This window comes from Bradyrhizobium sp. 604_D8_N2_3 (genome assembly GCF_051810765.1).
Classification (GTDB): Bacteria; Pseudomonadota; Alphaproteobacteria; order Rhizobiales; family Xanthobacteraceae; genus Bradyrhizobium; species Bradyrhizobium barranii.
Genome location: NZ_JBPWPM010000001.1, coordinates 9,061,641 through 9,087,633 on the forward strand (window position 1 = coordinate 9,061,641; position 25,993 = coordinate 9,087,633).

Below are 25,993 nucleotides of genomic sequence, written 5' to 3' on the forward strand. Positions count from 1 at the left end.
CCCAGCCTATGCCGCGATTGATGACGGCTATTGGACTACGGCGCCCAATGCGCACTTACATGAAGGAGAGCAGCAGCGAGATTCGAGGGTGTTATCATGGCCGCAAATCCCCACCGCGTCGTCATCGTCGGAGCCGGCTTCGGCGGGCTGGAGGCGACCTACCGGCTCGCCGGCAGCCCGGTCGAGATCACCCTGATCGACCGCCGCAACCACCATCTGTTTCAGCCGCTGCTCTATCAGGTCGCGACCGCCTCGCTCGCGACCAGCGAAATCGCCTGGCCGGTCCGGCACCTGATGCGCGACCGGCGCGAGGTGACGACCCTGTTTGCGACGGTGAGTGGCGTCGACGCCGACCGGCGCTGCGTGCTGATCGACGACGGCAGCGAGGTGCCCTACGACACGCTGGTGCTCGCCACCGGCGCCCGCCATGCCTATTTCGGCCATGACGAGTGGGAGCAGTTCGCCCCCGGCCTGAAGACGCTGGAAGACGCGACCACGCTGCGCCGTCACATCCTGGTGGCATTCGAGCGCGCCGAGCGCGAGACCGATCCGGCCAAACGCGCGGCGCGGCTGACCTTCGTCATCGTCGGCGCCGGCCCGACCGGCGTCGAGCTCGCCGGCACCATCGCCGAAATGGCGCACCACACGCTCCCCGCCGACTTCCGCAACATCGACACCCACAAGGCACGCGTGGTGCTGATCGAGGCCGGACCGCGCGTGCTCGCAGGCTTCCCCGATGATCTCTCGGCCTATGCGCAGGCCTCGCTGGAAAAGATCGGCGTCGAGGTCGTGCTGGGCCAGGCCGTCACCGAGATCAACCGTGAGGGCGTCGTGTTCGGCGGCAAGCTGCTTGAGGCAAAGACGCGGATCTGGGCCGCCGGCGTGCGCGCTTCGCCCGCCGCCGAATGGCTGGGCGCGCCAAGCGATCGCGCCGGGCGCGTGGAGGTCCAAGACGACCTGACGATACCTGGTCATCCCGAAATCTTTGCGATCGGCGACACCGTCTTGATCAACGCCTGGGACGGCAAGCCGGTGCCCGGCATCGCGCCGGCCGCCAAGCAGCAGGGCCGGCATGTCGCCGAGACCATCAAGGCGCGCCTGCGTGGCGAGAATAAAGGTGCATTCCGCTACAAGCACTCCGGCAGCCTCGCACAGATCGGCAAGCGGCTCGCCGTGATCGATTTCGGCAAGGTCAAACTGCGCGGCACCATCGCATGGTGGATCTGGGGCATCGCCCACATCTACTTCCTGATCGGGCTGCGCCACCGCCTCAGCGTCGCCCTGAGCTGGCTCTGGATCTACGCCCGCGACCAGCGCGCGGCGCGGTTGATCACGCAGGGGAGTAGCAAGGTGGCGTAGGGACGCTGCCTCTTCTCCCTCTCCCCGTTCTTACGGGGAGAGGGTTGGGGTGAGGGGCTTCTCTCCACACGCGAGATCGTCGATAGACCTGTACCCCCTCACCCGGATCGCGCCGGACGATGCTACGCATCGCCGGGGGCGATCCGACCTCTCCCCGCAAGCGGGGAGAGGTGAAGGAAGACCGCGCTCGCGGCTACGCTGTTGCCTACTTCACCAACTCACATCCGCCCTCCGTCATCGGCCTAAACGCCTGGTCCGCGGGGATCGTCGAGACCAGCTTGTAATAGTCGTACGGATATTTCGACTCCTCCGGCTTCTTCACCTCGAACAGATACATGGGATGCACGACGCGGCCGTCCTGGCGGATCGTGGTGTCGCCGAACAGCTTGTCCTTACCCCTGAACTTCTTCATCTCGGGCACGGCGTCCTTCGCATTGTCGCTGCCGGTCGCGGCGACCGCGTTCAGATAAGCGAGCGTCGAGGCATAGACGCCGGCCTGGTTGCCGCTCGGCATCTTGCCGTTCATGCCGGGTCGCGCGGCGAAGCGTTTGGCAAACGCGCGGGTATCATCGTTCATGTCCCAGTAAAACGCTTCCATGAGCTGGAGGCCCTGGGCGACCTTGATACCCATGCCATGGACGTCGTTGATGAAGAGCAGGAACGCGACGAGCTTCTGCCCGCCTTGCTGGATGCCGAACTCGGCAGCCTGCTTCACCGCGTTGATGGTGTCGCCGCCGGCATTCGCAAGGCCGATCACCTGCGCTTTCGAGCCCTGCGCCTGCAACAGGAAGGAGGCGAAATCGGAGGTGCCGAGCGGATGTTTCGAGGAACCGAGCACCTTGCCGCCGTGCGCCTCGATGTATTTCTGCGCCTCCGCCTCGATGCCCTTGCCGAGCGCATAGTCGACCGTGAGGAAATACCAGTCCTTGCCGCCGCGCGCCATCATCGCAGCCGCGGTGGTGTTGCCGGTCGCCCAGGCATCGTTGACCCATTGGATCGTGTTGGGCGAGCAGGCCTTGCCGGTGAGATCCGAGCTCGCCGTGGACGACGCCAGGAAGGTCATGCGGCTGTCGCGCAGCAGCGTGTTGATGGAGAGGCCGACGGCCGAATTCGGCACGTCGACGATGGCATCGACACCCTCGACATCGAGCCATTTGCGCGCGATCGCGTTGCCGACATCGGCCTTGTTCTGGTGGTCGGCATAGACGATCTCGACCTTGATGTTCTTGCCGCCGCCGTTGAAGTCCTCGGCCGCCATCCGCGCAGCTTCGACCGAGCCCATGCCGTTGGTGTCCTGGAAGATGCCCGAGATGTCGTTGAGCACGCCGACGCGCACGACATTGTCGGAGATCTCGGCGCTTGCCGCGCCGCTTACCAGGCTCGCCGCGAGCGCAAGCGTCCATTTCAGGTGTTTCATCGTTCCCTCCCCTTTGTGTGTCGCGCCGGTCGCCGCCGGCACGTTCTGGAATCAGACCTGCCGTTCCGGCAATCTCAGCACCAGCCCGTCGAGCGCGGGCGTAATCATGATCTGGCAGGCCAGCCGGCTGTTCGGCAGCCGCTCGGCGGCGGTGCCGTCGAGCAGCGCGTATTCGTCATCAGCCATCGCGGACAGGCGCGCGAGCCAGGCTGCGTCGATATAGACGTGGCAGGTCGCACACATGGCATTGCCACCGCACTCGGCCAGGATGCCGTCGAGACCATGGCGGGTCGCGGCCTGCATGGCGCTTTCGTCGCCTGAGGTTTCGACACGATCGGACTTGCCGTCGGCATGGATGAAAGTGATGGCGGGCATCAAGGCTCCTCGTCAGGCCGGGGTGATGGTGACCGGCAGGCTGTCGAGCCCGCGCAGCGTGTTGTTGAAGCGGCGTTTCGGCTCGCCCGTGATCTCGATCTTCGCGATACGCCGCGCCAGCGCCGTCAACATCACTTCGCCCTCGAGGCGCGCGACGAGCTGGCCGACGCACATGTGGATGCCGGAGCCGAAACCGACATGGCCGGACGAGCGGCGCGTGACGTCGTAGCTGTCGGGCTTGTCCCAGCGGCGCGGATCGCGATTGGCGGCGGCAAGGAACATCAGCACCTTCTCACCTTCGCCGATCGTCGCGCCTGACAGCTCGACCTCACGTGTGGTGGTGCGGAAGAAGGTCTGCACCGGGCTTTCGAAACGAACCGCTTCCTCGAAGGCGCTCCGCGCGAGCGTGAGATCGCCGCGCAGGCGCTGCCATTGTTCGGGGAAGCGCGCGAGGCAATAGACGGCCGCGCCGATCCCGTTGACAGTGGTGTCGAGACCAGCCGACAGCAGCGAGCGCACCAGCAGCGGCGCTTCGGTGGCCGTGATCGCGCCCTCGTCGACCTGGGCATGAATGCAGGCGCCGAAGCCGCCGGGCGCAAGGTTCTCGCGCTGGCACTGCTCGGCAACATAGGCTTGATGGGGCGTCGAACGCGCAATCGCCTCCCGGCGCAGCTCATTGGGCGGCCCGAATGCGTTGAACACGACGCTCGCGTAGGGAATCAGATGCTCGCGCCCCTCGGATTTCAGCCCGAGCGCATCCGGGAAGATCGAGAGCGGATAGGCCTCGGCGAGGTCGGCGATCGCGTCGAAGCTGCGCCTTTCGATCAGCGCGTCCACCCGCTCCTCGGCCGCCGCGGCAAAGCGGTCGCGCACCTGCTTCATCACGGTCGGCGACAGCACCTTCGAGAGTACGGCGCGGGTCCGCGTATGCGCGGGCGGATCGGCCTCGAGGATCAGGCTCGGCGGCCGCCACGGCGTCTCCTTCTTGAAATCGGAGAGGCCGACGCCGCGGCTGGAGCAGAACGTCGCGGGATCGTTCAGCACGGCGTGGACCTCGGCATAGCGTGCCACGCCGTAGACGTTCCACTTGTCGAGATAGACGACCGGACCTGCCTCCCGCAGCAGCTCGTGCGTGGGATAGGGGTCGGCGAAAAAATTCATGTCGAAGGGATCGACGTCGAGATGCGGGACGCCTGATACGGCGGAGCCAGGTGCGCTCATTGAAGTCCTCCCTCATTTTGATCTTGTGAAAGGGCCGCGCTTGCCCTTAGGTCTTCGGACACGCCGCGAGACAAAAGACCGATATGCCGCCGTCTTCGACCAGAGCCCGCCAAAGGCCCGCACCCGCCGAAACCGGGCCGACGCTCGATCTCGACCGTTATGTCCCGGCTTTCATCACCTTCATCGCCAACAAGCTCTCGAACAGCGCTACCGCGTTCTACCAGCGCGAGTTTGGCGTCAACGTCACGGAATGGCGGATCATGTCGCTGCTGGCGATTGAGCCCGGCATTCCCGCCTCGCGGATCTGCCACGTCATCGGTTTTGACAAGGGGCCGGTGAGCCGGACGCTCGCGGGGCTGGAGAAGCGCGGACTGGTCTCGATTCGAACCGACCCGAACGATGGCCGCACCCATTCGATCTCGCTGACGGCGAAGGGCCGCGCCACCCATGACAGGGTGATCGTCGCGGCGTTCGAGCGCGAGCGGCGGCTGTTGTCCTGCCTGAGCAAGGACGAGCGCGAGGTGCTGATCGATCTGCTGCGCCGGCTGCACGAAAATCTCGGCGCAGTGACCGGCAGCAGCACCACCTGACGCGCGCGTGAAGCGCGCGGCATCGCCGCCTTCAGGCATACGCCGGCATTTGCCCGCGGCACCCTCTCTGCCGAGCATCGTTTCCTCCAGGATCAGGCGCAGCGGTTCCCCCGCCGTCATCCTTGTCTGGAACGGTTCGCACAAATTAGTTGCTTAAGCAACAAAAGAATCATGCAGGATATTGCGGCAGAATAGCTGGCTTAGTTGGCGGCAGCTCTATCCCCGTCATTGCGAGCGCAGCGACGCAATCCAGAGCCCCTTCGGGGAACGATTCTGGATTGCGTCGCTGCGCTCGCAATGACGATGTGGAGAGAGCGTGGCCTCACTCTGACTTGATCTGCCCGTGGCTACAGACCGATCCACTCACCCGACGCATCATCATTCACCCGCGCCACTGCATCGGTCCGCCGCGTCAGCCCGGCGCGCTGGTTGATGTAACCCTTGTCGGTGATCTCGCCGCCATCGACCGACGGCGGCTCGGCGAGCAGCAGCGCGCGCGTGGCGTGGCCGGAGGAGTTGGCGCCCTGCCCCTTCAGCTTCGCCAGGCCCTGCGCGATCGCAGTCCTGACCTTGCCATGCGCGAGCACATCGTTCACGCCTGCCGTCTCGGGCAAGCCGGCATGGGCACGGCAAGAAGCCATATTCGGGAACACCAGGAAGCGCACCTCGTCGCCGCCATGGCCGGTGACGACGATGTCCTGCGCCAGCGGCGCCAGCGCAGCGATGCCGGCCACGCGCAGCGTACCGACGCTGACCCAGGTGCCGGAGTTGAGCTTGAAGTCCTCCGCGACGCGGCCGTCGAAGAACAGACCCCGCTCCGGCCTGTTCGCATCGGCAAGCTTCACGGCATCGCCGATCAGATAAAAGCCTTCGTCATCGAAAGCCTGCTTCGTCAGCTCCGGCGCCTTCCAGTAACCCGGCGTGACATTGGGGCCGCGCACGCGCACCTCCAGCTTGTCGCCCGACGTGACGAGCTTCAGCTCGGTTCCGGGAATGGGCACGCCGATATTGCCCGAACGCTCCGCGAGGAAATGACAGTCGGTCGCCAGCGGTGACGTCTCGGTCGAGCCCCAGGCCGACACCATCGGCAGCGGACGACCAACAGTCTCCACCGAAAGCTGCTCGAGCGCGTCCCAGAGGTTCTGCGGCAGCGCGGCGCCGGCATAGAAGGCGAATTTCACCTCGCCGAAGAAGCGGCGGCGCAGTTCCTCGTCGCCGCGCAGCGCTGCGATCAGCATGTCGAAGCCGCGCGGCACGTTGAAATAGACCGTCGGCATCACGCTTTTCAGATTGGCGAGTGACGTTGCGAAGAGACCGGGCGCGGGCTTGCCGCCGTCGATATAGAACGACCCGCCGTTGCGCAGCACGAGATTGAAATTGTGGTTGGCGCCGAAGGTATGGCTCCAGGGCAGCCAATCGAGAATGATGAGATCGCTGTCGGCCTGGTCCAGGAACGTCCAAGTTTGCGCCTTGGCCTGCTGGCTCGAGGTCAGCATGCGCTGGGTGTTGATGACTGCTTTCGGCGTGCCGGTCGAGCCCGAGGTGAACAGGAATTTTGCGATCGTATCCGGCGTCACCGCGGCGAGGGCTTTTGCGACGTCGCCCGTTTCGGGCGTCGCCGCGATGTCACGGAAGGCCAGCGCATCGGCATCGCCGGCATTGCCACTGATGATCTGCGCCTTGTGCAGCGGCTCGATCGCGGCCAGCGCCGCGGCAAACGGCTTTGTCGCCGAGACATAGATCACGCCCGGCTGAAGCAGCGAAATCATGCTCTTGAGCTTGTCGAAATCTTTCGACATCAGCGAATAGGCCGGCGAGATCGCGGCCGAGGGAACGCCGACATGCTGGGCGGCCAGCGCAAGCAACGCGTGATCGATGCTGTTGTCGGAGAGGATGACGACGGGACGCCCGGCGCTGAGGCTCTGCGCCAGAATCCAGGACGCCGCCGCGCGCACACGCCGCAGGGCACCCGCGTAGGTCATGGTGGCCCAGGGCGTGTCGGCGCTGTCGCGCTCGGCGAGGAAGATCGTATCGGGCGTCTGCCGCGCAAAATGCTCCAGCCAGTCGCCGATGCAGCGCGCGCCGTCGCGCAGGGGCTCTGGCGAGCGCAGCACGATGCTGCCGTCGGCGCGATGCTCGGCGACGGTCTTGGGCGTTGCGAACAGGCTCGAAGCGTCACCGCGTGCGGCGGTTGTCATGGTTTCCTCCTCGCCCGTATCCGGGATCGGCTGCAGCCTCGTTCCGGGCCGCTTTTGGCCATATTGTTGGGCACGACAATTGTTGTCGTCAACAACAATCTTCCGCACAGGCCTTCGGGGCGCTAAGGTTGCACGGCAGGAGAGATTACGTGACAGCCAGCGCAGCCCGAACTGAGCCCCGCCCCTCCCCACGCAAGCGGGCCGGCAACGGCGCCGCGCGGCCGAACGACGCGGACGAGATCGGCCTCGACGCACTGGTCGGGCACGCCGGTTATGCGGTGCGGCGCTTCCAGATCTGGATCTTTCAGGACTTCATCAAGACGCTCGGCGCGGTCGACATCAAGCCGACGCAATATTCCGTGCTGACGGTCATCGGCGCCAATCCGGGCTTGTCGCAGATGGCGGTGGCGAAGCGTCTCGGCATCGAGCGCGCCCGGCTGGTGCATCTGCTCGACAGCCTCGAACAGCGCAAGCTGGTGAAACGGGTCAAGTCGAAGGCGGACCGCCGCTCCCACGCGCTGCACCTCACCGCACCGGGGGAGACGGCGCTTGCCAAATTCAAGCGCCTCGCCGCCGAGCACGAGCGGCATGTCGTGGAGAAGATCGGCAAGGAGAACCGGGAGCGGCTGCTCCAGATCCTCGCCGGCTTCACCTGATCGACGCTGCCCAATATTTGCGCAACTGCCCGTATCGGGGCGCTGGCACGACGGCCCAACAATCCTCGAAATATCTTACAAGCCACTGATCCTTCGATAATATCCGAAGCATAGCGCCTGCCCGGATTGTGTACACAATGGCACATCGCTTGCTTCAATCCGGGTAAGACCTGTTGCCGGAGTTTTGTCACCATGGGGGCTGAGCAGCCTGAAACGATCGCCGCGATTGTGGCCGCGCATCGCGCGGGCACGATCACGCCTGCGCAGACCGTCGCGCGAACCTATCAGCGCATCCGCGATCACAACGATCCCGCAATCTTCATCAGCCTGCGCGACGAGAAGGACGCGATCGCGGAGGCCGAGAAGCTTGCCGCAAGGGATGCCACCAGCCTGCCGCTCTACGGCGTGCCGGTTGCGGTGAAGGACAATATCGACGCGCTGGGATTTCCGACCACCGCGGCCTGCCCGGCCTTCTCGTATACGCCGACGCATGATTCGACCGCGGTGGAGCGCCTGCGCGCGGCCGGCGCGATCATCATCGGCAAGACCAATCTCGACCAGTTCGCAACCGGCCTCGTCGGCGTGCGCTCGCCTTATGGCATCCCCAAAAATTCGATCCGCGAGGATCTCATTCCCGGCGGATCGAGCTCGGGCTCGGCAGTCGCGGTCGGTGCCGGACTCGTGCCGCTGTCGCTGGGCACGGACACCGCCGGCAGCGGCCGGGTGCCGGCGATGCTCAACAACATCGTCGGGCTGAAGCCGAGTCTCGGCATGATCTCGACTGCTGGCCTCGTACCGGCCTGCCGCACGCTCGACTGCATCTCGGTATTCGCTTTGACGGTTGACGATGCTGCGCTGGCACTCTCCGTGATGGCGGGGCCGGACCAGGCCGATCCGTTCTCGCGCGACCGGCCGCTCGGCGCGATCACGCCGTTCCCCGCGAATTTGCGCCTCGGCGTGCCCCGCAACGGGCAGCTGATCTTCTTCGGCGACAGGAAGGCGGAAGCCGCTTACGGTGATGCGCTGAAGCGCTGGACCGCGCTCGGCGCTAAGCTGGTCGAGTTCGACCTCGAGCCGTTCTACGAGACGGCGCGGCTGCTCTATGAGGGGCCGTGGGTCGCCGAGCGTTATCTCGTGATCAAGGATCTGCTGGCGTCCGCGCCTGATTCGATTCATCCGGTGACGCGCGAGATCACCGCCGCCGGCGCGCGGCTGACCGCTGCGGAAACCTTCTCTGCGCTCTACCGTTTGCAGGGCTTGCGCAAGATCGCCGAGCGGACGTTTGCCAATATCGACGCGCTGGTGCTGCCGACGGCGCCGACGGCGTATACGACCGCCCAGGTGCTGGCCAATCCGATCGAGCTCAACAGCCGGCTCGGCACCTACACCAATTTCGTCAACCTGCTCGACCTCTGTGGCCTCGCGGTACCGGCGTCGATGCGCACCGACGGCATTCCGTTCGGCATCACGCTGCTCGCGCCTGCGGGGCGCGATGCGCTGCTTGCGAGCATCGGCCGTGCATTCCATGCGGATACGAAGCTGACCGTCGGCGCGAAGGGCGTCGCGCAGGCACCGCTGGCGCCGCTCGCAGCAAACGGCAGTGACGAGATTCCGATCGCCGTCGTCGGCGCGCATCTCTCCGGCATGGCGCTGAACGGCGAATTGCGGGCACTGAACGGAAAGCTGATCGAGGCAACGAAGACCGCGCCGGACTACAAGCTCTACGCGCTTCAAACCACGCCGCCGAAGCCAGGCATGCTGCGCCTCGAGGCGGGCACGGGCGCGTCGATCGAGCTGGAAATCTGGTCGCTGTCGTCATCCGCCTTCGGCAAGTTCGTCAATGCGATTCCCGCACCGATGGCGATCGGCACGATCAGGCTTGCGGATGGCCGCAGCGTGAAGGGATTTCTCGTCGAGCCGGAGGTGCTGGGCGAGGCGCGAGACATCACGGCGTATGGTGGCTGGCGGAAGTTCATGGCGGAGGCCGCGAAGGCGTAGCTGCCGTAGGGTGGGCAAAGCGTAGCGTGCCCACCAACAGCATTAGTTAGGATAGATGGTGGGCACGGCGCTTTGCGCCTTTGCCCACCCTACGGTACCGCGTTTGCCGCCCTACACCGACACCGCGTAAATCTCATACTCGCCGCGCACCAGCTCGATATGCGCGCGCATCGCAGCCGCAGCGCCCTGCTTGTCGCCGCGCATGATGGCGACGACGACGCGATCGTGCTCGGCCTGCGACTTTGCCAATCTGCCGAGGTTGCGGAACTGGGCGCGGCGGAACGGTTGCACGCGGACGCGCGTCGCCAGCGTGATCTCGGCGATGTAGCCGTTCTGCGATCCCGCATAGATCGCGTTGTGGAAGCGCTCGTTGACCTCGTGGAAGCGATCGGGATTGCCGGCGTAGCTGAGAACGCGCAGCTCTTCGTGGATGGCTTCAAGACCATGGCGCTCGGCGGCCGACATGCGTTCGGCGGCAAGGCCCGCGCACAGCGCCTCGAGCTCCGCCATGGCCTCGAACATGCTCTTGAGACGCTCGACCGAGGGCTGCGCCACCACCGCACCGCGATGGGCGCGCGATTCGACGAGGCCGCTCGCCACCAGCTGCCGCAGCGCCTCGCGGACCGGCGTGCGCGAGACGCTGAAGCGCCGCGCGATGTCGGTTTCATCCAGCGGCGCGCCGGGGGCCAGGGTTCCGCGTACGATCTCGTCGGCGAGTTGAAGCCGCAGTTCCTCGGCGCGCGTGATCTTGTGCAGGCTGGGCTGGGCCCGGTCGACGCGCGGCACCACCGGCTCGGCCGGCAATGTTCCGGGCGGAAGATCGTCAAGCGTCATACGATCAGGTCTCTTTCGACTCGTCGATGATGCTGACATGGGCGGCGACGACGCGCCAGCCCTCCGCGAAGCGAATCCAGGTCTGCATTTGCCGGCCGACCTTGCCGGGAGCCGTGTCGCGATAGAACAGAGTGGAGGCCACGGCCGTGTCGCGGCCATAGCTGGTGATCACGGTTTTCGCGGTGCGGCGGTTCAGGCCGACCGGCGAGCGGCCGGCGCGGAAGCCGGAGATCGCCTCATAGCCGTAAAGGTTCTCGCCGATGCCATAGCGCAGCGTGCGGGGATCGTTGCGGAAGAGCTCGCCGAGCACGGCGACATCATTGGTGACGAGCGCCTGCTCATAGCGATCGAACGCGGCCTTCACTTCCGCGATCACCTCGGGGAGATCGATCTCCATTTTAAATCCCTCTCAAAGTCCCCTTGGCGACGGCGCGGAGACCACGCCCATCTTCTCCAATGCGTGCGCCACGCGCAGCGCGATGTCCTCGCGCCAGGGCGCGGCGATGATCTGCACGCCGATCGGCAGCGGCTCGAGCGGCACCGGCACGGCGACCACCGGCAATCCGATGAACGAGATCGGCTGGGTGTGGATGCCGATATTGGCGCGCACCGGCAACTCGACGCCGTCAAGCGTGAAATTCACCTGGCCAAGCTTCGGCGCGGTGCAGGGCGTGGCCGGTGCAATCAGCACGTCGACAGATTTGAAGATCTCGGCGAGCTGCGCGCGATACCAGCGGCGGAATTTCTGCGCGCGGTCGACCAGCGGCGCCGGCACCATCGCGCCGGCGATCAGCCGGTCGCGCACGGCGGGATCGAAATCGTTCGGGCGCTTGCGCAGGCGATCGAGATGCAGCGAGGCGCCTTCGGTGGTGGTGATGACATAGGCCGCCGCGCGGGCGCGCGAGGCTTCGGGGACGTCAACGATCTTCGTCGCGCCGAGCGCCTTGGCGACGCGGCTGACGGCTTCGACGGCCTCGGGAAACACGTTGTTCTGAAAGTGCCCGCCGGCAATCGCGATGCGCAGGTCCGACACCGGATTGGCGAGCAGCGGCAGCGTCGGCTCCAGACCGCGCGTGGTACAGGCGGCATCATCCGCATCCGGTCCCTGCATCGCGTCATAGGCGAGCGCGAGATCGGTCGCCGAGCGCGCGAACGGACCGAGATGATCGAGGCTCGCGACGAACGGGAACGAGCGCGCCCGCGACAGCCGGCCATAGGTCGGCTTCAAACCAAAGATGCCGCAGAAGGAGGACGGCACGCGGATCGAACCATTGGTGTCCGAGCCGAGCGCGATCGGCACCAGCGCGCCGCCGACGGCGCTCCCCGAACCACCGGACGAGCCGCCGGTCATCCGGGTCGTGTCATGCGGATTGCGCGAGGGACCGTCATGGACGTTCTCGCCGGTGAAGTCGTAGGCGTATTCGCCCATGTTGAGCGCGCCGACGAGCACGGCACCGGCGGCTTCCATCCGCTCGATCAGCGTGGCGTCGCGCTTGGCAGGCGCGAGGTCGCGGTTGATCTTCGAGCCGGCGCGTGTCGGCAGGCCTGCGACGTCAAACAGGTTCTTCACCGCGAAGGGAACACCGGCGAGCGGGCCAACCTCCTTGCCCGACGCGATGTCGGCGTCGATCGCACGCGCCTTCGCACGGGCGCGATCGGCGGTGACGTCGGTGAAGGAATTGAGGACGCCATCGTGCTGCTTGATGCGCGCAAGCGCTGCTTCGGTGGCATCGAGTGCCGACATCTTGCCGCCGGCCACAGCCTTGGCGATGTCCGCAGCCGTCATCTCTGGCTTGGTGGTCATGGCGGGGTCAGACCGTGAAGATCGGCGCGGGCTCGGTCTCGTCCGGCGGCGCGAATTCGTCGACCAGTCGGCCAAGCCGGAGCGAGACTTCGAGATTGGCGCGCACCGCCGGCCTCCAGGCCTCCTCGACCGGCAGCGCCAGCGCTTTCGATACGGCGTCGATATAATCGTCCAGCGGCTCGGCCATCACTCTCTCAAGCTGATCTCAGTGCACTGGCAACGGCGGATGCGGGATCGCCGTCAGCAGCTCCTTGGTGTAGTCGTCCTGCGGATCGCTCAGGACTTTCTCGGAAGAGCCTTCCTCGACGATCCGCCCCGTCCGCATCACAATGACACGATCGCACAACAAGCGCACTACATTCAAATCATGCGAGACGAACAGATAGCTCATACCTAGCCGTGCCTTGAGGTCCTGAAGCAGGTTCAGCACCACCGCCTGCACCGAGACGTCCAGCGCCGCGGTCGGCTCGTCCAGTATGACCAGTTTTGGATGCAGGGCGATGGCGCGCGCGATGCCGACGCGGGCCTTCTGGCCGCCGGAGAGCTGGTGCGGAAACCGATCCAGCAGATTGTGCGGCAGCCCGACCATGGTCGCGAGCTCCTCGCAGCGCGTTCGCAGCGCATCGCGTCCCCTGATGTCGCCGAGTTGCATGATGGGGTCGGCGATGGCGCGGGCGGCGGTGAAACGCGGGTTGAGGCTGTCGGTCGGGTCCTGGAACACCATCTGGATGCGGCTGCGCTGCGGCAGCCGGGCGAAGGAGGCAGGCGCGATGGCGCCGATGTCCTCGCCGTCGAACTGGATCAGGCCCGAGGTCTGGTCCAAGAGCCGCATCACCATCATCGACGTCGTCGATTTGCCGCAACCGGATTCGCCGACGAGGCCGACGCTCTCACCATGGCCGATGGAGAGGCTGATGCCGTCGACGGCGCGGAACACGTCAGGCTCCACGGGCGGCTTGCGGCCGAACAGTTTTCCGAGCGTGGCCGTGGCACCCTGGCGGGGATATTCCTTGACGAGCTTTTCGATGAGCAGGAGGGGCTTGGAGGTCTCACCTTGCGAAGGCTGATGGATGGCCGGGTCAGGCCCGGCCATGACGGCTGCGGATGAGGACGCGCCCTCCTCCTCGGCCAACAAATCCCGCAAGGACACGCCGAGCCGCGGCGTCGCGCGCATTAGCTTCTTGGTGTAAGGGTGCTGCGGGTTGGCGAAGATGTCGGCGGCTTTCGCGGTCTCGACCACGCGGCCCTTTTCCATCACCACGACGCGGTCGCAATAGGCTGCGGCCAAACCCAGATCATGCGTGATCAGGATGGTCGACATCGCCTTGCGCTTGGTCAGCTCGACGATCAGGTCCATCACCGCCTTCTGGGTGGTAACGTCGAGGCCGGTGGTCGGCTCGTCCGCGATCAGGAGCTGCGGATTGCAGGCGAGCGCGAGCGCGATGACGACGCGCTGGCACATGCCGCCTGACAGCTCGAACGGATAGGCGTGGTAGCGCTCGCGCGGGCGGGCGATCTTGACCTGCTCCAGCGCCTCGATCGCCTTTTCTCCGTGGTCCGAAACCATGGCTTGCTGCACATGGGTGCGCAGCACGTCCTCGATCTGGTCGCCCACTTTACGGATCGGGTTCAGCGCCGCGCGCGGGTTCTGGAAGATCATCGAGACTTCGCGGCCGCGCAGATCGCGCATCTGGCCTTCGGTCGCGGCCTTCACGTCGATGCCCGAGAACATGACCGAGCCCTCGGCGATCCGCCCCGCCCGGTCGAGGATGCGCATCACCGCATAGGACGTCACCGACTTGCCGGAGCCGGACTCGCCGACGATGGCGAGCGTCTCGCCCTTGGCGACGGAAATGTTGACGTGCTGCACCGCTTTGACGATGCCGCGGCGGGTGGTGAATTCGACCGTGAGGTCCTGGACGTCGAGCAGGGGCTGGGCGGTCATGAGGGCCTCCCGATCAAAAATGTCGAAAACAACCCCATGCACAGTAGAACGGGGTTGGAATCATTGGGGAATTTCGGCGGGAAATTTGCGTGTGAGGCGGGCACCGGCCTCTCGTCCCCTCCCCCCTTGCGGGGGAGGGTTGGGGAGAGGGGTGGCCCCGGGAGAGGTCGGAGTTCGTGGCTACCCCTCTCCCTGCCCCTCCCCCGCAAGGGGGGAGGGAATGAGAGAGCGGTGCTCTCCTCACTTCCAAGCGTTGCGCTTCTCATCCCGCACTTGACAATCATCACGTCCTCCGCTGGGGGTCGACGATGTCGCGGAGGCCGTCGCCGAGGAGGTTGAAGCAGAACACGGCGATCATCAGAGCAAGGCCGGGGAATAGCGCGATCCACCATTCGCCGGAGACCATGAAGCCCGCGCCTTCCGCGACCATGATGCCCCATTCGGCGGTGGGCGGGCGGACGCCGAGGCCGATGAAGGACAGGCCCGCGGCGTTGAGGATGGCGTAGCCCATGGTCAGCGACATCTGCACGATCATGATCGGCATGATGTTCGGCAAGATGTGCACCAGCAGGATGCGGAATTCGCCGTTGCCGGAGAGACGCGCGGCCTGCACGAAGCCGGCATTGCGGCGGACATTGGCTTCGGCGCGCGCGACGCGGGCGTAGAGCGGGAAGTTCACGATGGCGGTGGCCAGAATGATGTTCTGCACGGTATTGCCGAGGGCGGCGACGATGCCCATCGCCAGCACGAACAGCGGGAAAGCCATGATGGTGTCGGCAATGCGGCCGACGATGCGGTCGGTCCAGCCGCCGAAATAGCCGGCCGCGATGCCCGCAAGCCCGCCCATCAGGAACACCAGCACGACGGAGGCGACGGCGATTAACGTATCGAGCCGCGTCGCCACGATGACGCGGCTAAAAATGTCGCGGCCGAGCTGGTCGGTGCCGAACCAGTGCGCCATCGACGGCGGTTTCAGCGCCGCGGCGGTATCGGAAGCGAGTGGATCATACGGCACCACGTAGGGGCCGAAGATCGCCGCGATGAGGATCACGATGAGCAGCGCGAAGGCGAAACCCGTGACCTTGTTCTCACCGAGAACGTAGCGGGTCTGTTCGAGGATCGCGACGAGCCCCGAGGTCCGCGCAGGGCCGACGGGTTCAACAGCAGGCGCAACGGAGCTCATGATTTAGCCCTCCAACCTGACACGCGGATCGATCACGCCGTAGAGAATGTCGATCACGAGATTCAAAAGCACGTACATGACCGCCATGGTCAGCACGAAGCCCTGCACCGGCGCGAAGTCCGACGAGATCAGCGCTTCCACCGCGTAGGAGCCGATGCCGGGCCAGGCGAACACTTTTTCCACCAGCACGTTGGCCCCGAGCAGGAACGAGAACACCATGCTAAGCGTGGTGATGACGGGCAGCATCGCATTGCGAAACGCGTAGGTGATGATGACGGTCGACGGCGACAGACCGCTGGCGCGGGCCGTACGCACGAACTCCGACGACAACACCGCCAGCATCGAGGCGCGCGTCATGCGCGCGATCGGCGCCAGCGAGAAGATCGCGAGCGTCGTCGCCGGCAGGATGAGCTGGCTCAGCGCGGAGCGGAACGCCTCGAAGTCGCGTGCGATCAGGGTGTCTATCAGATAGAAGCCGGTCACGGTCGGCGGCGCGCTGGTGAACACATCGAGGCGGCCGAGCGGCGCGGGCGACCAGCCGAGCCGGAAATAGAAGACATAGACCAGCACGAGGCCGGTGAAGAACACGGGCAGCGACACGCCGGCCGTCGTCGTGACACGGCAGAGATGGTCGACCCATGATCCCGGCCGCGTCGCCGCGAGCACGCCGAGCGGAATAGCGATCACGACCGAAACGATGAGGCCGAGCAGCGTCAGCTCGGCGGAAGCCGGCAGGCGATTGCGGATCTCGGCCGCGACCGGCTGTCCCGTGGTGAGCGAGTTGCCGAAATCGCCATGGGCGAGGTCGTTGGTGTAGCGGAAGAACTGCTCGATCAGCGGCTTGTCGAGGCCAAGCTTCTTGCGGATCTGCTCGACGGCTTCCTTGGTCGCGGCGGGACCGGCGAAGTATGCGGCGGGATCACCGGGCAACGCGCGCGTGAGCAGGAAGGTGACGATGACGACCCCGATCAGCGAGGGAATCGCGAACATCAGGCGCTTGCCGATCATGGTCAGCATGGTGACCTCCTCGTGCGCTCAGCTTGGAAATGAGATCGCGCCGCTTGCACCGCTGCGTTCCCTCCCCCCTTGCGGGGGAGGGTTAGGGAGAGGGGTGGCTCCGGGAGAGGACTGAGTTCGTGGCTACCCCTCTCCCCGCCCCTCCCCCGCAAGGGGGGAGGGAGTGAGAGGGCGGTGGCCGCCTCACTCGAGTCCGGAAGACCACCACATGCCGATGCGTCGCCGACGATCAGCATGACGGCTCACCCCTTCACCAGCGCGCGGTAATCCAGCCTTCGGTGGAACCAGTATTGGTAGCCGCTGATGTTCTTCTGCATCGCGACGTTGACGAAGGGCTGGTACAGCGGGATGCGCGGGATGTCGGTGAAAGCGAGATCGACGAAGCCCTTCACGTCGGCATCGTAGGTCGCAGTGTCGCCGGTCGCCGCTGCCGTGCGCGCGCCGTCGATCAGCTTGTCCATCTCCGCCGACTTGTAGCTCATGGTGTTGAAGACGGAATTGTTGCCGTGATAGCACCAGTAGAAGAAGTATTCGGGGTAATCGAGCCAGCCCGAGAACACGTTGGTGAAGAGCGGCATCTCCTTCTTGTTCAGCTCGGTGCGCCAGTTGGCGCCGGGCACCTTGTTGATGGTGGTCTTGATGCCGATCTGCGCGAGTGACTCCTGCACCAGCACGCAGAGCGGCTCGTTGACGCCGGCAAAATTCAGGTCGAACGAGATCGTGGTCTCGAAGCCGTTGGCGAGGCCCGCCTCCGCCATCAGCGCTTTCGCCCTCTCGATGTCGGTGTTGTATTTGTGCGGCTGCGGCCAGGCGACTTCGGTCGGCTTGTCCTTCGGCGCGCCGAACATCGGGTTGGCGAGGCCGAACATCACCGCGTCGATGATCTTCTGATAGGGCAGCGCGTAGGCCACCGCCTGACGGACCTTCGGATTGTCGAAGGGCGGCTTGGTGACGTTCATGCCGATATACTGGATGCCGTTGGAATACGGCAGCGACACGACGTTGAGCTTGCCGTTCGCCTTCATCTCCTGAAAATCCTTGTTGGGCAGCTCGTAGGAGATGTCGGCGTCGCCCCGCTCCAGCAGCGCGCGGCGGTTGCCGGCCTGCGGCACCATGCGCCAGATCACGCGCTTGATCTTCGGCAAGGGACCGCAGACCCAATCCTCGTTGCGCTCCATGATCACTTCGGTGCCGGCGGTCCACTTCGTCACCTTGTAGGCGCCGGAGCCCGCAGTCTGCTGTTTTGTAAACTCGAGACCCCAGGGGTCCTTCTCGCTGGCGTTCTTCTTCACCAGCTCGGAATTGACGATGCAGGGCACGATGACCGCGAGATCGGGGATCGTGAGCTTGTCCTTCTTCAGGAAATCGACGCGCACGGTGGTGTCGTCGATCACGACGAACTGCTCCGGCTTGGTGAGAGAGCCCGCACTCATCTGGAAGGTCGGGAAGCCGCCGACGCTGACGGCGCGGTCGAGCGACCACTTCACGTCCTTGGCGGTGACGGGCGTGCCGTCGTGGAATTTGGCGTTCTTGCGCAGCTTGAAGGTGACCGACATGTCGTCGATCTTCATCTCTTCGGCGAGCTCGGGCTTGAACTTGTCGCGGTCGTAATAGGGTACGCCGCCGGGGCCGGTCTTCATCTCGTGGCTGATCAGGCGGTCGTAGCAATTCCAGGACACTTCATAGCCGGGCACGTTGGTGCCGACGCCGTGGATGTCGAGATTGTTCGGGCCGCCTTCCGAGACGATCAGCAGCGTCTCCGAGCGCGCATCGGCATAGGCGGTGGAGATGACCTGTGGCATCGCCGGAAGTGCCGCGCCTGCGGCCAATCCGGACACGGACTTGAGGAAATCGCGGCGCTTCATGAAAATGCTCCAACGCAAAAGTTTCTGGTTGGAACAGGGATTCGCAAGGTTCGTGCCAGCGCTTAACGAGGTCTTAATTTCCAAATAAGATACTGATTCTGAATAATATTTTTGATATCTTGGCGATTGATCGCGTTTTGGACAAGCCGGTCAATTGCATACAAAGATGCGATTCTGCTCTAAAAATAAGCTGAAAGATTGAGCGCTGCCGGATTGAGCAGGCCGTCGCAGATGCCCCGGACCCGTTCAGCCCGCCCAGATCAGATCCTGCAACTCGACGAGATCGTTCGCCCTGTCCTGCCAGCCCTCGATACAGACGTGGCTGTTGAGGTCACTGGCGCGGTGCAGCAGCATCAGCGCCATCAGCCGGCGCTTGAGCGCATAGTCCGGCTTTGCATAGCCAAAGCCCTCGAGCAGACTGCGCACCCTCCCCGGCCGGCCCGCCGCCATGAAGGCGCCGGGGCCGAGCAGATCGTAGTCGCGCCATCCCGTCAGCACGTCGCCGAAGTCGAACAGGCCCGCGAGCGACCATTGATCGTCGTGGCAGGCGAGCAGGAAGTTCTGGGGGATATATTCGCCGACCAGGATCACCGGCGGCGCTTCCATCGGAATCAGCTCGGCCGCGTCGCGCAGGAGATCGTCGAGGCCTTCGAGGAATTTCGGTGCAAGGCCGAGGCGCGTGTGCCGCGCCTTACAGCCCTGCATCTGGGCGCGCATGAAGTCGTCCCAGCGCGGTTCAATGTTTGCGAGCGGACCAAGCGGCGCGTGCTGCACGGCGGCGATGGTCTCGCCGATCTGGCGCAGCAGGCGCTCTTTCTGATCTTCCGCCAGCTGCGGCCACACCTCCGAGCCGAGCGTGCCGGCAAGGCGCGTGATGACGAGGTAAGGCCAGCCGTCGCGCTCACCCTCCGCGACGATCTCGGGAATGGGTAAGGAAAGGCGGCCGGCAAGCTGCGCCAGCGACCCGCGTTCCGAGACGAATTGCGCGCCGAGCTGCGGCGGGAAGATTTTCAGGATCAGCTTCTCACTGAGGCCGACGACGAGATTGGTGCCTGTTACAAACACGTGCGGCGCGCTGGTATCGAGACCGTGGCTGCGTGCGATGTCGAGCGCGATCGGCAGCCATCGCGGAGGATCGGAGCGAAAGGCGCTAAAGCTGTCCGCATCGGCGAAAACCGGCAGCGGCGCGACGTTCGTCATCTGCCGCTACCGGTCCGGGCTGGCGCGCTCGAACTGGCGCAGCAGCTTGTTGCCGCGCTCGACCGCGGCATCGAGCGCTGCCTGCGCACCCTTCTGGCCGGCGAAGGCCTGCTCCAGCTCGTCCTCGATTGCGCCGCGGATCAGCACGAAGGAGCCGAGCCGGATGCCCTTCGAGTTCTCCGTCGGCTGATGCAGCGTGATCTCCTCGAACGAGATCGCGGAGCCCGGATTGCGCTCGTAAAAACCCTGCGCGCGCGTCAGCTCGAAGGCGGCGCGGGTAATCGGCAGATAGCCGGTGTTCTGGTGCCAGGCCGCCTGCACGCCGGGCTGCGACAGATAGGCGAAGAACCGCGCCACGCCCTTGTATTCCTGGCGCGGGCGGTCGCGCAGCACCCACAGCGTGGCGCCGCCGATGATCGAGTTCTGCGGCGCGTTCTTCACATCGGGCCAGTACGGCATCATGCCGTAGCCGATATCGAACTTCGAATTCGCCTTGATGTCGGCCCGCGTCGCCGAGGAGCCGATGAAGATGCCGCATTCGCCCTTCTGGAAGCGCGGCTCGGCCGACTGGCCGCGGCCGCCGTAATCGAACACCTTGTCCTTCTGCCACTCGGCAAGCTGGGCGATGTGTTGCACGACGACCGGGTTGTTGATGGTCAGTTCGGCATCCAGCCCCGCGAAGCCATTGGTCCGCGTCGCGAGCGGCAGATTGTGGAAGGCGGAGAAATTCTCGATGTGGATCCAGGACGGCCAGGAGGTGGTGAAGCCGCACACAGCACCGCGCTCGCGCAGGCGCTTTGCGGCAAGCCCAAGCTCGGGCCATGTCTTCGGCGGCGCCTCCGGATCGAGGCCCGCGTCGCGGAACATGGTCTTGTTGTAATAGAGGATCGGCGTCGAGGAATTGAACGGGAAGGACAACAGATTGCCGGCCGCATCGGTGTAATAGCCGGAGACTGCGGGAAGGTAATCGCCCAGCGAGAACGGCTCGTTCATGTCCCGCATCATGGTGAACACGGGATAGATCGCGCCCTTGGCCGCGGTCATGGTGGCGGTCGCGACCTCGTTGACCTGGACGATCGCCGGTTGGCTGCGCGAGCGGAAGGCGAAGATCGCCGCCGTCACCGTCTCGGTGTAGTTGCCCTTGTAAGCAGGCACGATGCGGTAATCGGACTGCGAGGCGTTGAAGTCGGCGGCGAGCTTCTCGAGCTGCCGGCCAAGCTCGCCGGACATGGCGTGCCACAGCGCGATGTCGGTTGCGGCGCGCGCCTGAAGAGGCATTGCGAGGACGATGAAAGCGGCGAGGATCCGCAAAAGACTCGATGCTGAAATCACGATGGCTCTTCCCGTGTCGCGCGGCAAAGGCGACCGTACCTGCTTAAGGCGCGGCATTTCCTGTTTCAACCGGGAATGAACGGCGGCCGCGCCGCACAATCGCTCCGCCGGGTGCGGCGGGATGGCCTTCCCTCAACCATCTGCTAGATTGCATTGAACCTTTTTGCTTCGCCATAGACTCCACCACTGAGGGGTTGAGTGTGCCAGTGCTGAACCGTGCCGAACTCTCGCGGACCGGGTTGATCTTCGTCGCGCTTCTGCTCGCGGTCTGCGCGACGAGCGCAGCTGCGCGCGAATTCCGCGCCGCCGACACCCAGGCCGAGGATTACCCGACCGTCCAGGCGCTGCGCTACATGGGCGCGCTGATTGCCGAGCGCACCGGCGGCCGGCACGAGATCAAGGTGTTCCATTCCCGTCAGCTCGGCGAAGAGAAGGAGACCATCGAGCAGACCAGGGTCGGCGCGATCGACCTCAACCGGACCAATGTGGCGCTGATCGGCAACTTCGTCCCGGCGATGAACGTGCTCGCCATGCCGTTCCTGTTCCGGTCCATCGAGCACATGCAGAAGGTGCTGGACGGGCCGATCGGCAGCGAGATCCTCGGCAGTTTCGAGCCCTACGGCTTCGTCGGGCTCGCCTTCTACGATTCCGGCGCGCGGTCGATCTACAACGGCGTCCGTCCGATACGGACTGTCGCCGACCTCAGGGGATTGCGGATCCGGGTGCAGCAGTCGGAGTTGATGAGCGAGATGATTCGCTCGCTCGGCGCCGAGCCGGTCGAGATGCCCTACGGGCAGGTGCTCACCGGGCTTGCCAACCATCTGATCGACGGCGCCGAAAACAACTGGCCATCTTTCGTGACGACAGACCATTACAAACATGCCGGCCACCTCGCGCTCACCGAGCACACGATGAGCCCGGAAGTGCTGGTGATCTCGCTGAAGGCCTGGAAAAGCCTGTCGGCGGACGACCAGCAGATATTCCGCGAAGCCGCGGCTCACTCCAGCCGGTTCATGCGCGAGAAGTGGCGCGACCTCGAGGAGCAGTCGCAGCACAAGGCTGAAGCCGCCGGCATCACCGTCGCCAGGGACATCGACCGCAAGCCGTTCGAGGAGGCGATGGCTGCGATCTATGCCAAGGCGGGGCGCGATCCCGCCGCGGCCGCGCTGATCGAACGCATTCGCAAGGTGGAGTGAGCCGCTTGGCTGCACTTGGACACAGCGAGCACGCAGACAGGCCGCCCGGCCCGCTCGGGCGGCTGCGCGCACGCCTGGTCGGGATGCTCCGCGCGGTGCCGATCCGCTGGCGCATCCTGTCGATCGCGGCGCTGAACTCGGCCGTGGTCGTGGTGCTGGTGGGGCTGATCTGGAACGGCACGCAGGTGCTGGGCTCGGCCTGGGGCGACGTCCGCCAGGTGCGCGAGTCCGACCGCATCCTGGCGCTGCTCGAGAGCGAGACCGGGCGCCTGCACAATCTGATCCACCGCTACATCAACCAGCCGAGCCCGGACCTATTTGCCGAGATCCTGCTGCTGCGCGAGGCGGTGCTGGGCACGCTCACCGACCGTGCCGCCAAGGACCCGATGCTGTCGGGCTCAGTCGAGGAGCTGGAGCGCACCACCGACCGCTTCCTCAACGGCTTCGGCGAGCTGCGCAGCGTGCAGGCGACCATCGCCAAGACCTATGAGGAGCAGGTGCAGGGCCCGGCCAGGGACATGGCCGGGCTCTATTCCATCATCGAAGGTGCCACCGGCCATCGCGACGCCTTGATCTGGCCCTCGCTCGGCAAGTCCCGCGAAGCCTTCACCGCGATGCTGGTGGCCGCCAACTCCTACTATCTGTCGCTCTCGCCCGGTGCCGCTGACGACGCGCGCCGCAACACCGAGACGATCGAGAAGACCATTCCGGTCATGATCGATCTCGCCGACAACGACCTGCAGCGCATGGCGCTGCAACGGCTCGGGACCCGCACCATGGCGCTGCGCGAGGGTTTCGCAAAACTCTCCGAGCAGCTGACGAGCCGCACCGAATTGCTGCGCAACACCATCGACGCCAGCCAGGCCGAGGCGATCGGCGCCATCGACGACCTCTCCACCAAGATGCGCCAGCGCGAGCAGAAGGCGCAGGAGACGTTTGATCGTACCCTCGCCGATATCTCGCGGCGGGTGCTGTCGATCGCGGTGATTTTCCTCGGCATCATCCTCACCGCGGGCGTGCTGATCGCGCTGTCGATCCGCCTGCCGCTGCAGCAGATCATGACCGCGATGCGCGCGATCACGCTCGGCGACCTCGACCGCGAGGTGCAGGGCACCAAGGCACGCGACGAGGTCGGCGCCATGGCGCGCGCGGTCGAGGTGTTCCGCGAGAACGCGATCGCGAAGCGCGAGACCGAGGACGAGCTGCGCGCGTCGAAGGAGAAGGCCGAGAGCGCGCTGCTCGAGCTCAACACCGCGCAGCAGAATTTGATCGACGCCGAACGGCTGGCGGCGCTCGGCGGACTCGTCGCCGGCGTCGCGCACGAGGTCAACAACCCGATCGGCATCAGCCTGACCGTCGCCTCCAGCTTCGCCCGGCGCACCGAGATCTTCGAGGCCCAGCTCAAGGGCGACGGCGGCCTGCGCCGCTCGCAGCTGGAGGAGTTCGTGCAGTCCTCGCGCGACGCCTCGCAGCAGCTCGTCGCCAACCTCACCCGCGCCGGCGAGCTGATCCAGTCGTTCAAGCAGGTCGCGGTCGACCGCTCGCATGCCGAGCGGCGGCAGTTCTCACTCAGCGAAGCTACCGACCAAATCATCGCCAGCCTGCGTCCGGTCCTGAAGCGCTCGCCGATCACGCTCCAGGCCGACGTGCCCGAGGGGCTCCTGCTCGACGGCTATCCCGGCTCCTATGGCCAGATCCTGACCAACCTCTTCCTCAACGCGGCCAACCACGCCTTTGCCGACGGCCGCGCCGGCACGATCACGATCTCGGCGCGGCCGCGCGGGACCGACGACATCGAGATCATCTTCGCCGATGACGGGGCCGGCATGACCCCTGACGTGCAGCGCCAGGCCTTTGACCCATTCTTTACCACCCGGCGCAATGAAGGTGGTACGGGACTCGGCTTGCATATCGTCTATAACCTTGTCACCCAGCAGCTCGGCGGGCGCATGATGCTGGAATCCAAGCTGGGACAAGGCACTACTTTTCGCATTATCATGCCCCGGGTCGCCAAGGGCGGCGCGCAAAGCACAGAGACTGACGGGACTTCTCAATGGCCGAACAGGACGATGTCCTCCACCTGATCGACGATACCGGTACCGCACCGGAGGACCAGAACGCACGGAAGTGGAAGATCGCCGTCATCGACGACGATCCGGCCGTGCACGACGGCACCCGCTTCGCGCTGTCCGACTACAGCCTCAACGGCCAGGGGCTGGAGATCCTCTCCGCCCATTCCGCGGCGGAAGGTCGCAAGCTGATGGCCGCGCATGGCGACATCGCCGCCGTGCTGCTCGACGTCATCATGGAGACGGATGTCGCCGGCCTCGAGCTGGTCGAGTTCATCCGCAACGAGCTCAAGAACGAGACCGTGCGTATCATCCTGCGCACGGGACAGCCCGGCCAGGCGCCGGAGCGGCGCGTGATCGTCCAGTACGACATCAACGACTACAAGGCCAAGACCGAGCTCACCGCCGACAAGCTGTTCACCTCGCTGACCGCGGCGCTGCGCTCCTATCAGCAGCTCGAGCGCATGGTGCAGACGCGGCGCGGGCTCGAGATCATCATCGACGCGGCCTCGACGCTGTACGACTTCAAGTCGATGCAGCGGCTCGCCGAGGGCGTGCTGACCCAGCTCGCCTCGCTGCTCAATGTCGATTGCGCCGGCATACTGGTGCTGCGCGACAATGGCGGCGTGGACCCCGAGCTCTCCGTGCTCGCCGGCAGCGGCTGCTACAGCCGCTTCATCGGCACGACCTCGTCGAAGGCGCTCGACCCCGATCTGCGGACGATGGTGGAAGCCGCGTTCCAGGGCCGCAAGAACGAATTCGCCGACCACCGCAGCGTGATCTATCTGCGGACCGGCTCCGGCCGCGAGGTGGTGGTGCTGCTGCAGGCCGAGCGCGAGCTGTCCGAGACCGACCGCTCGCTGGTCGAGATCTTCTCCAGCCGGCTCTCGATCGCCTTCGACAACGTCATCCTCTACCAGCAGCTCCAGGACGCCAACACGCAGCTCGAGGACCGCGTCGCCCAGCGCACCCGCGCGCTGATGCAGGCCAACCGCCGCCTCTCGGCGCAATGGCTGCGGCTGCAGCGCGCCAACGGCTTCAAGAACGAGATTTTGGGCACCGTCGCCCACGACCTCAAGAACCCGCTGGGCGTCATCCTCGGCCGCACCGAGATGCTGAAGGAGCTGATCTCGACCGGCGCCTCGTCCGATGGCGTGGTCGCCCAGGTCGATCACATCCGCGATGCGACGAAGCGCCTGACCACGATGGTTGATCATCTGATCTCGGACGCGATGGCCGATGCCTTCGACATTACCATCCGCCGCGAGCCGGTCGACGTCGCGGCGCTGGTGAAAGAGGTCGCCGATGCCAACCACCCGCTCGCCGTCAACAAGCAGCAGGCGATCAGCGTCACGGCGCCACCCAACATCGTCACCATGTGCGACACCGACCGCATCCGCGAGGCGATCGACAATCTGATCAGCAACGCCATCAAATACTCACCGATCGGCGGCAAGATCATCGTCGCCGTCACCCATGAGGCCAGCGATACCGTCGTCCGCGTCAGCGACGAGGGCGCCGGCCTGTCGCCGGAGGATCTCGGCCGCCTGTTCGGCCGGTTCCAGCGGCTGTCGGCCAAACCGACCGCGGGCGAGAGCTCGACGGGGCTTGGGCTTTCCATCGTCAAGCGTATTATCGACATGCATGGCGGCGAGGTGACGGCCGAGAGCGACGGTCCCGGCAAGGGATCGACCTTCACCATCACCCTGCCCGCGACCGAGTTGCCGTGATTCG

General features: G+C 65.4%; 21 protein-coding genes. 7 read left to right on the top strand and 14 right to left on the bottom strand.

Annotated elements, in window-relative coordinates; genetic code table 11:
* Positions 1 to 96 precede the first annotated feature (96 nt).
* The gene (locus tag AB7245_RS43590; RefSeq protein WP_135215218.1) at positions 97 to 1,359 is read left to right on the top strand and encodes an NAD(P)/FAD-dependent oxidoreductase; all 1,263 of its coding nucleotides are present in this window, start codon (positions 97 to 99) and stop codon (positions 1,357 to 1,359) included.
* Positions 1,360 to 1,564: 205 nt separating this feature from the next.
* On the opposite strand, the gene AB7245_RS43595 is transcribed toward AB7245_RS43590, so the two are convergent.
* Genes AB7245_RS43595 through AB7245_RS43605 form a run of 3 tightly spaced genes read right to left on the bottom strand, consistent with a single transcriptional unit; the run spans position 1,565 to position 4,372 of the window.
* Entirely contained in the window at positions 1,565 to 2,776 is a 1,212-nt protein-coding gene (locus tag AB7245_RS43595) for an ABC transporter substrate-binding protein (RefSeq protein ID WP_085399257.1), read from the bottom strand.
* A 51-nt stretch (positions 2,777 to 2,827) separates the two neighbouring features.
* Positions 2,828 to 3,151, bottom strand: a complete 324-nt coding sequence (locus AB7245_RS43600) for a 2Fe-2S iron-sulfur cluster-binding protein (RefSeq protein ID WP_085399235.1) — start codon at positions 3,149 to 3,151, stop codon at positions 2,828 to 2,830.
* Between the two features lie 12 nt (positions 3,152 to 3,163).
* On the bottom strand, positions 3,164 to 4,372 hold the full coding sequence (locus AB7245_RS43605; protein WP_085399234.1) for a cytochrome P450: 1,209 nt from the start codon (positions 4,370 to 4,372) through the stop codon (positions 3,164 to 3,166).
* A gap of 83 nt (positions 4,373 to 4,455) precedes the next feature.
* Between AB7245_RS43605 and AB7245_RS43610 the strand changes: the two genes are divergently transcribed.
* Entirely contained in the window at positions 4,456 to 4,962 is a 507-nt protein-coding gene (locus AB7245_RS43610) for a MarR family winged helix-turn-helix transcriptional regulator (RefSeq protein WP_085399233.1), read from the top strand.
* 347 nt (positions 4,963 to 5,309) lie between these two features.
* Here AB7245_RS43610 and AB7245_RS43615 read toward each other — a convergent pair whose 3' ends face one another.
* Complete coding sequence (locus AB7245_RS43615; RefSeq protein WP_085399256.1) at positions 5,310 to 7,160, bottom strand: feruloyl-CoA synthase; 1,851 nt, start codon at positions 7,158 to 7,160, stop codon at positions 5,310 to 5,312.
* A 149-nt stretch (positions 7,161 to 7,309) separates the two neighbouring features.
* On the opposite strand from AB7245_RS43615, the gene AB7245_RS43620 reads away from it, so the two are divergent.
* Together AB7245_RS43620 and atzF are read left to right on the top strand one after the other, a co-directional pair.
* On the top strand, positions 7,310 to 7,816 hold the full coding sequence (locus tag AB7245_RS43620) for a MarR family winged helix-turn-helix transcriptional regulator (RefSeq protein ID WP_085399232.1): 507 nt from the start codon (positions 7,310 to 7,312) through the stop codon (positions 7,814 to 7,816).
* 192 nt (positions 7,817 to 8,008) lie between these two features.
* Positions 8,009 to 9,814 (top strand): allophanate hydrolase, encoded by a 1,806-nt coding sequence (gene atzF, locus AB7245_RS43625; protein ID WP_085399231.1) that lies wholly within the window; start codon positions 8,009 to 8,011, stop codon positions 9,812 to 9,814.
* Positions 9,815 to 9,925: 111 nt separating this feature from the next.
* On the opposite strand, the gene AB7245_RS43630 is transcribed toward atzF, so the two are convergent.
* The 10 genes from AB7245_RS43630 to ugpB all read right to left on the bottom strand — a co-directional run bounded on the left by AB7245_RS43630 (position 9,926) and on the right by ugpB (position 21,051).
* Complete coding sequence (locus AB7245_RS43630; protein WP_071909100.1) at positions 9,926 to 10,648, bottom strand: GntR family transcriptional regulator; 723 nt, start codon at positions 10,646 to 10,648, stop codon at positions 9,926 to 9,928.
* A gap of 4 nt (positions 10,649 to 10,652) precedes the next feature.
* A complete protein-coding gene (gene hpxZ, locus AB7245_RS43635) occupies positions 10,653 to 11,045 on the bottom strand; it encodes an oxalurate catabolism protein HpxZ (protein WP_071909099.1) in 393 nt (130 codons plus the stop codon).
* 12 nt (positions 11,046 to 11,057) lie between these two features.
* Positions 11,058 to 12,452, bottom strand: coding sequence for an AtzE family amidohydrolase (locus AB7245_RS43640; protein WP_085399230.1), 1,395 nt, complete (start codon positions 12,450 to 12,452; stop codon positions 11,058 to 11,060).
* A gap of 7 nt (positions 12,453 to 12,459) precedes the next feature.
* Positions 12,460 to 12,639 carry a DUF4089 domain-containing protein gene (locus AB7245_RS43645; protein ID WP_439035674.1) on the bottom strand — a complete coding sequence of 60 codons (180 nt, stop codon included), beginning with the start codon at positions 12,637 to 12,639 and terminating at the stop codon, positions 12,460 to 12,462.
* An 18-nt stretch (positions 12,640 to 12,657) separates the two neighbouring features.
* The gene (locus AB7245_RS43650; protein WP_085399229.1) at positions 12,658 to 14,397 is read right to left on the bottom strand and encodes a dipeptide ABC transporter ATP-binding protein; all 1,740 of its coding nucleotides are present in this window, start codon (positions 14,395 to 14,397) and stop codon (positions 12,658 to 12,660) included.
* Positions 14,398 to 14,680: 283 nt separating this feature from the next.
* Positions 14,681 to 15,580 (bottom strand): ABC transporter permease, encoded by a 900-nt coding sequence (locus AB7245_RS43655; protein ID WP_085399228.1) that lies wholly within the window; start codon positions 15,578 to 15,580, stop codon positions 14,681 to 14,683.
* 3 nt (positions 15,581 to 15,583) lie between these two features.
* On the bottom strand, positions 15,584 to 16,597 hold the full coding sequence (locus AB7245_RS43660) for an ABC transporter permease (RefSeq protein WP_135215219.1): 1,014 nt from the start codon (positions 16,595 to 16,597) through the stop codon (positions 15,584 to 15,586).
* A 242-nt stretch (positions 16,598 to 16,839) separates the two neighbouring features.
* Positions 16,840 to 18,462 carry an ABC transporter substrate-binding protein gene (locus tag AB7245_RS43665; protein ID WP_439035675.1) on the bottom strand — a complete coding sequence of 541 codons (1,623 nt, stop codon included), beginning with the start codon at positions 18,460 to 18,462 and terminating at the stop codon, positions 16,840 to 16,842.
* A 246-nt stretch (positions 18,463 to 18,708) separates the two neighbouring features.
* Positions 18,709 to 19,662 (bottom strand): aminoglycoside phosphotransferase family protein, encoded by a 954-nt coding sequence (locus tag AB7245_RS43670; protein WP_439035676.1) that lies wholly within the window; start codon positions 19,660 to 19,662, stop codon positions 18,709 to 18,711.
* A 6-nt stretch (positions 19,663 to 19,668) separates the two neighbouring features.
* A complete protein-coding gene (gene ugpB / locus AB7245_RS43675; protein ID WP_085403978.1) occupies positions 19,669 to 21,051 on the bottom strand; it encodes a sn-glycerol-3-phosphate ABC transporter substrate-binding protein UgpB in 1,383 nt (460 codons plus the stop codon).
* Positions 21,052 to 21,194: 143 nt separating this feature from the next.
* Here ugpB and AB7245_RS43680 point away from each other — a divergent pair, with 143 nt between their 5' ends.
* The 3 genes from AB7245_RS43680 (at position 21,195) to AB7245_RS43690 (ending at position 25,989) form a co-directional block, all read left to right on the top strand.
* A complete protein-coding gene (locus tag AB7245_RS43680) occupies positions 21,195 to 22,190 on the top strand; it encodes a TRAP transporter substrate-binding protein (RefSeq protein ID WP_085404085.1) in 996 nt (331 codons plus the stop codon).
* A gap of 83 nt (positions 22,191 to 22,273) precedes the next feature.
* Entirely contained in the window at positions 22,274 to 24,274 is a 2,001-nt protein-coding gene (locus tag AB7245_RS43685; protein ID WP_223154137.1) for a sensor histidine kinase, read from the top strand.
* Positions 24,244 to 25,989, top strand: coding sequence for an ATP-binding response regulator (locus tag AB7245_RS43690; RefSeq protein ID WP_063979952.1), 1,746 nt, complete (start codon positions 24,244 to 24,246; stop codon positions 25,987 to 25,989). Before AB7245_RS43685 ends, AB7245_RS43690 begins: the two co-directional genes overlap by 31 nt.
* Positions 25,990 to 25,993: the final 4 nt, after the last annotated feature.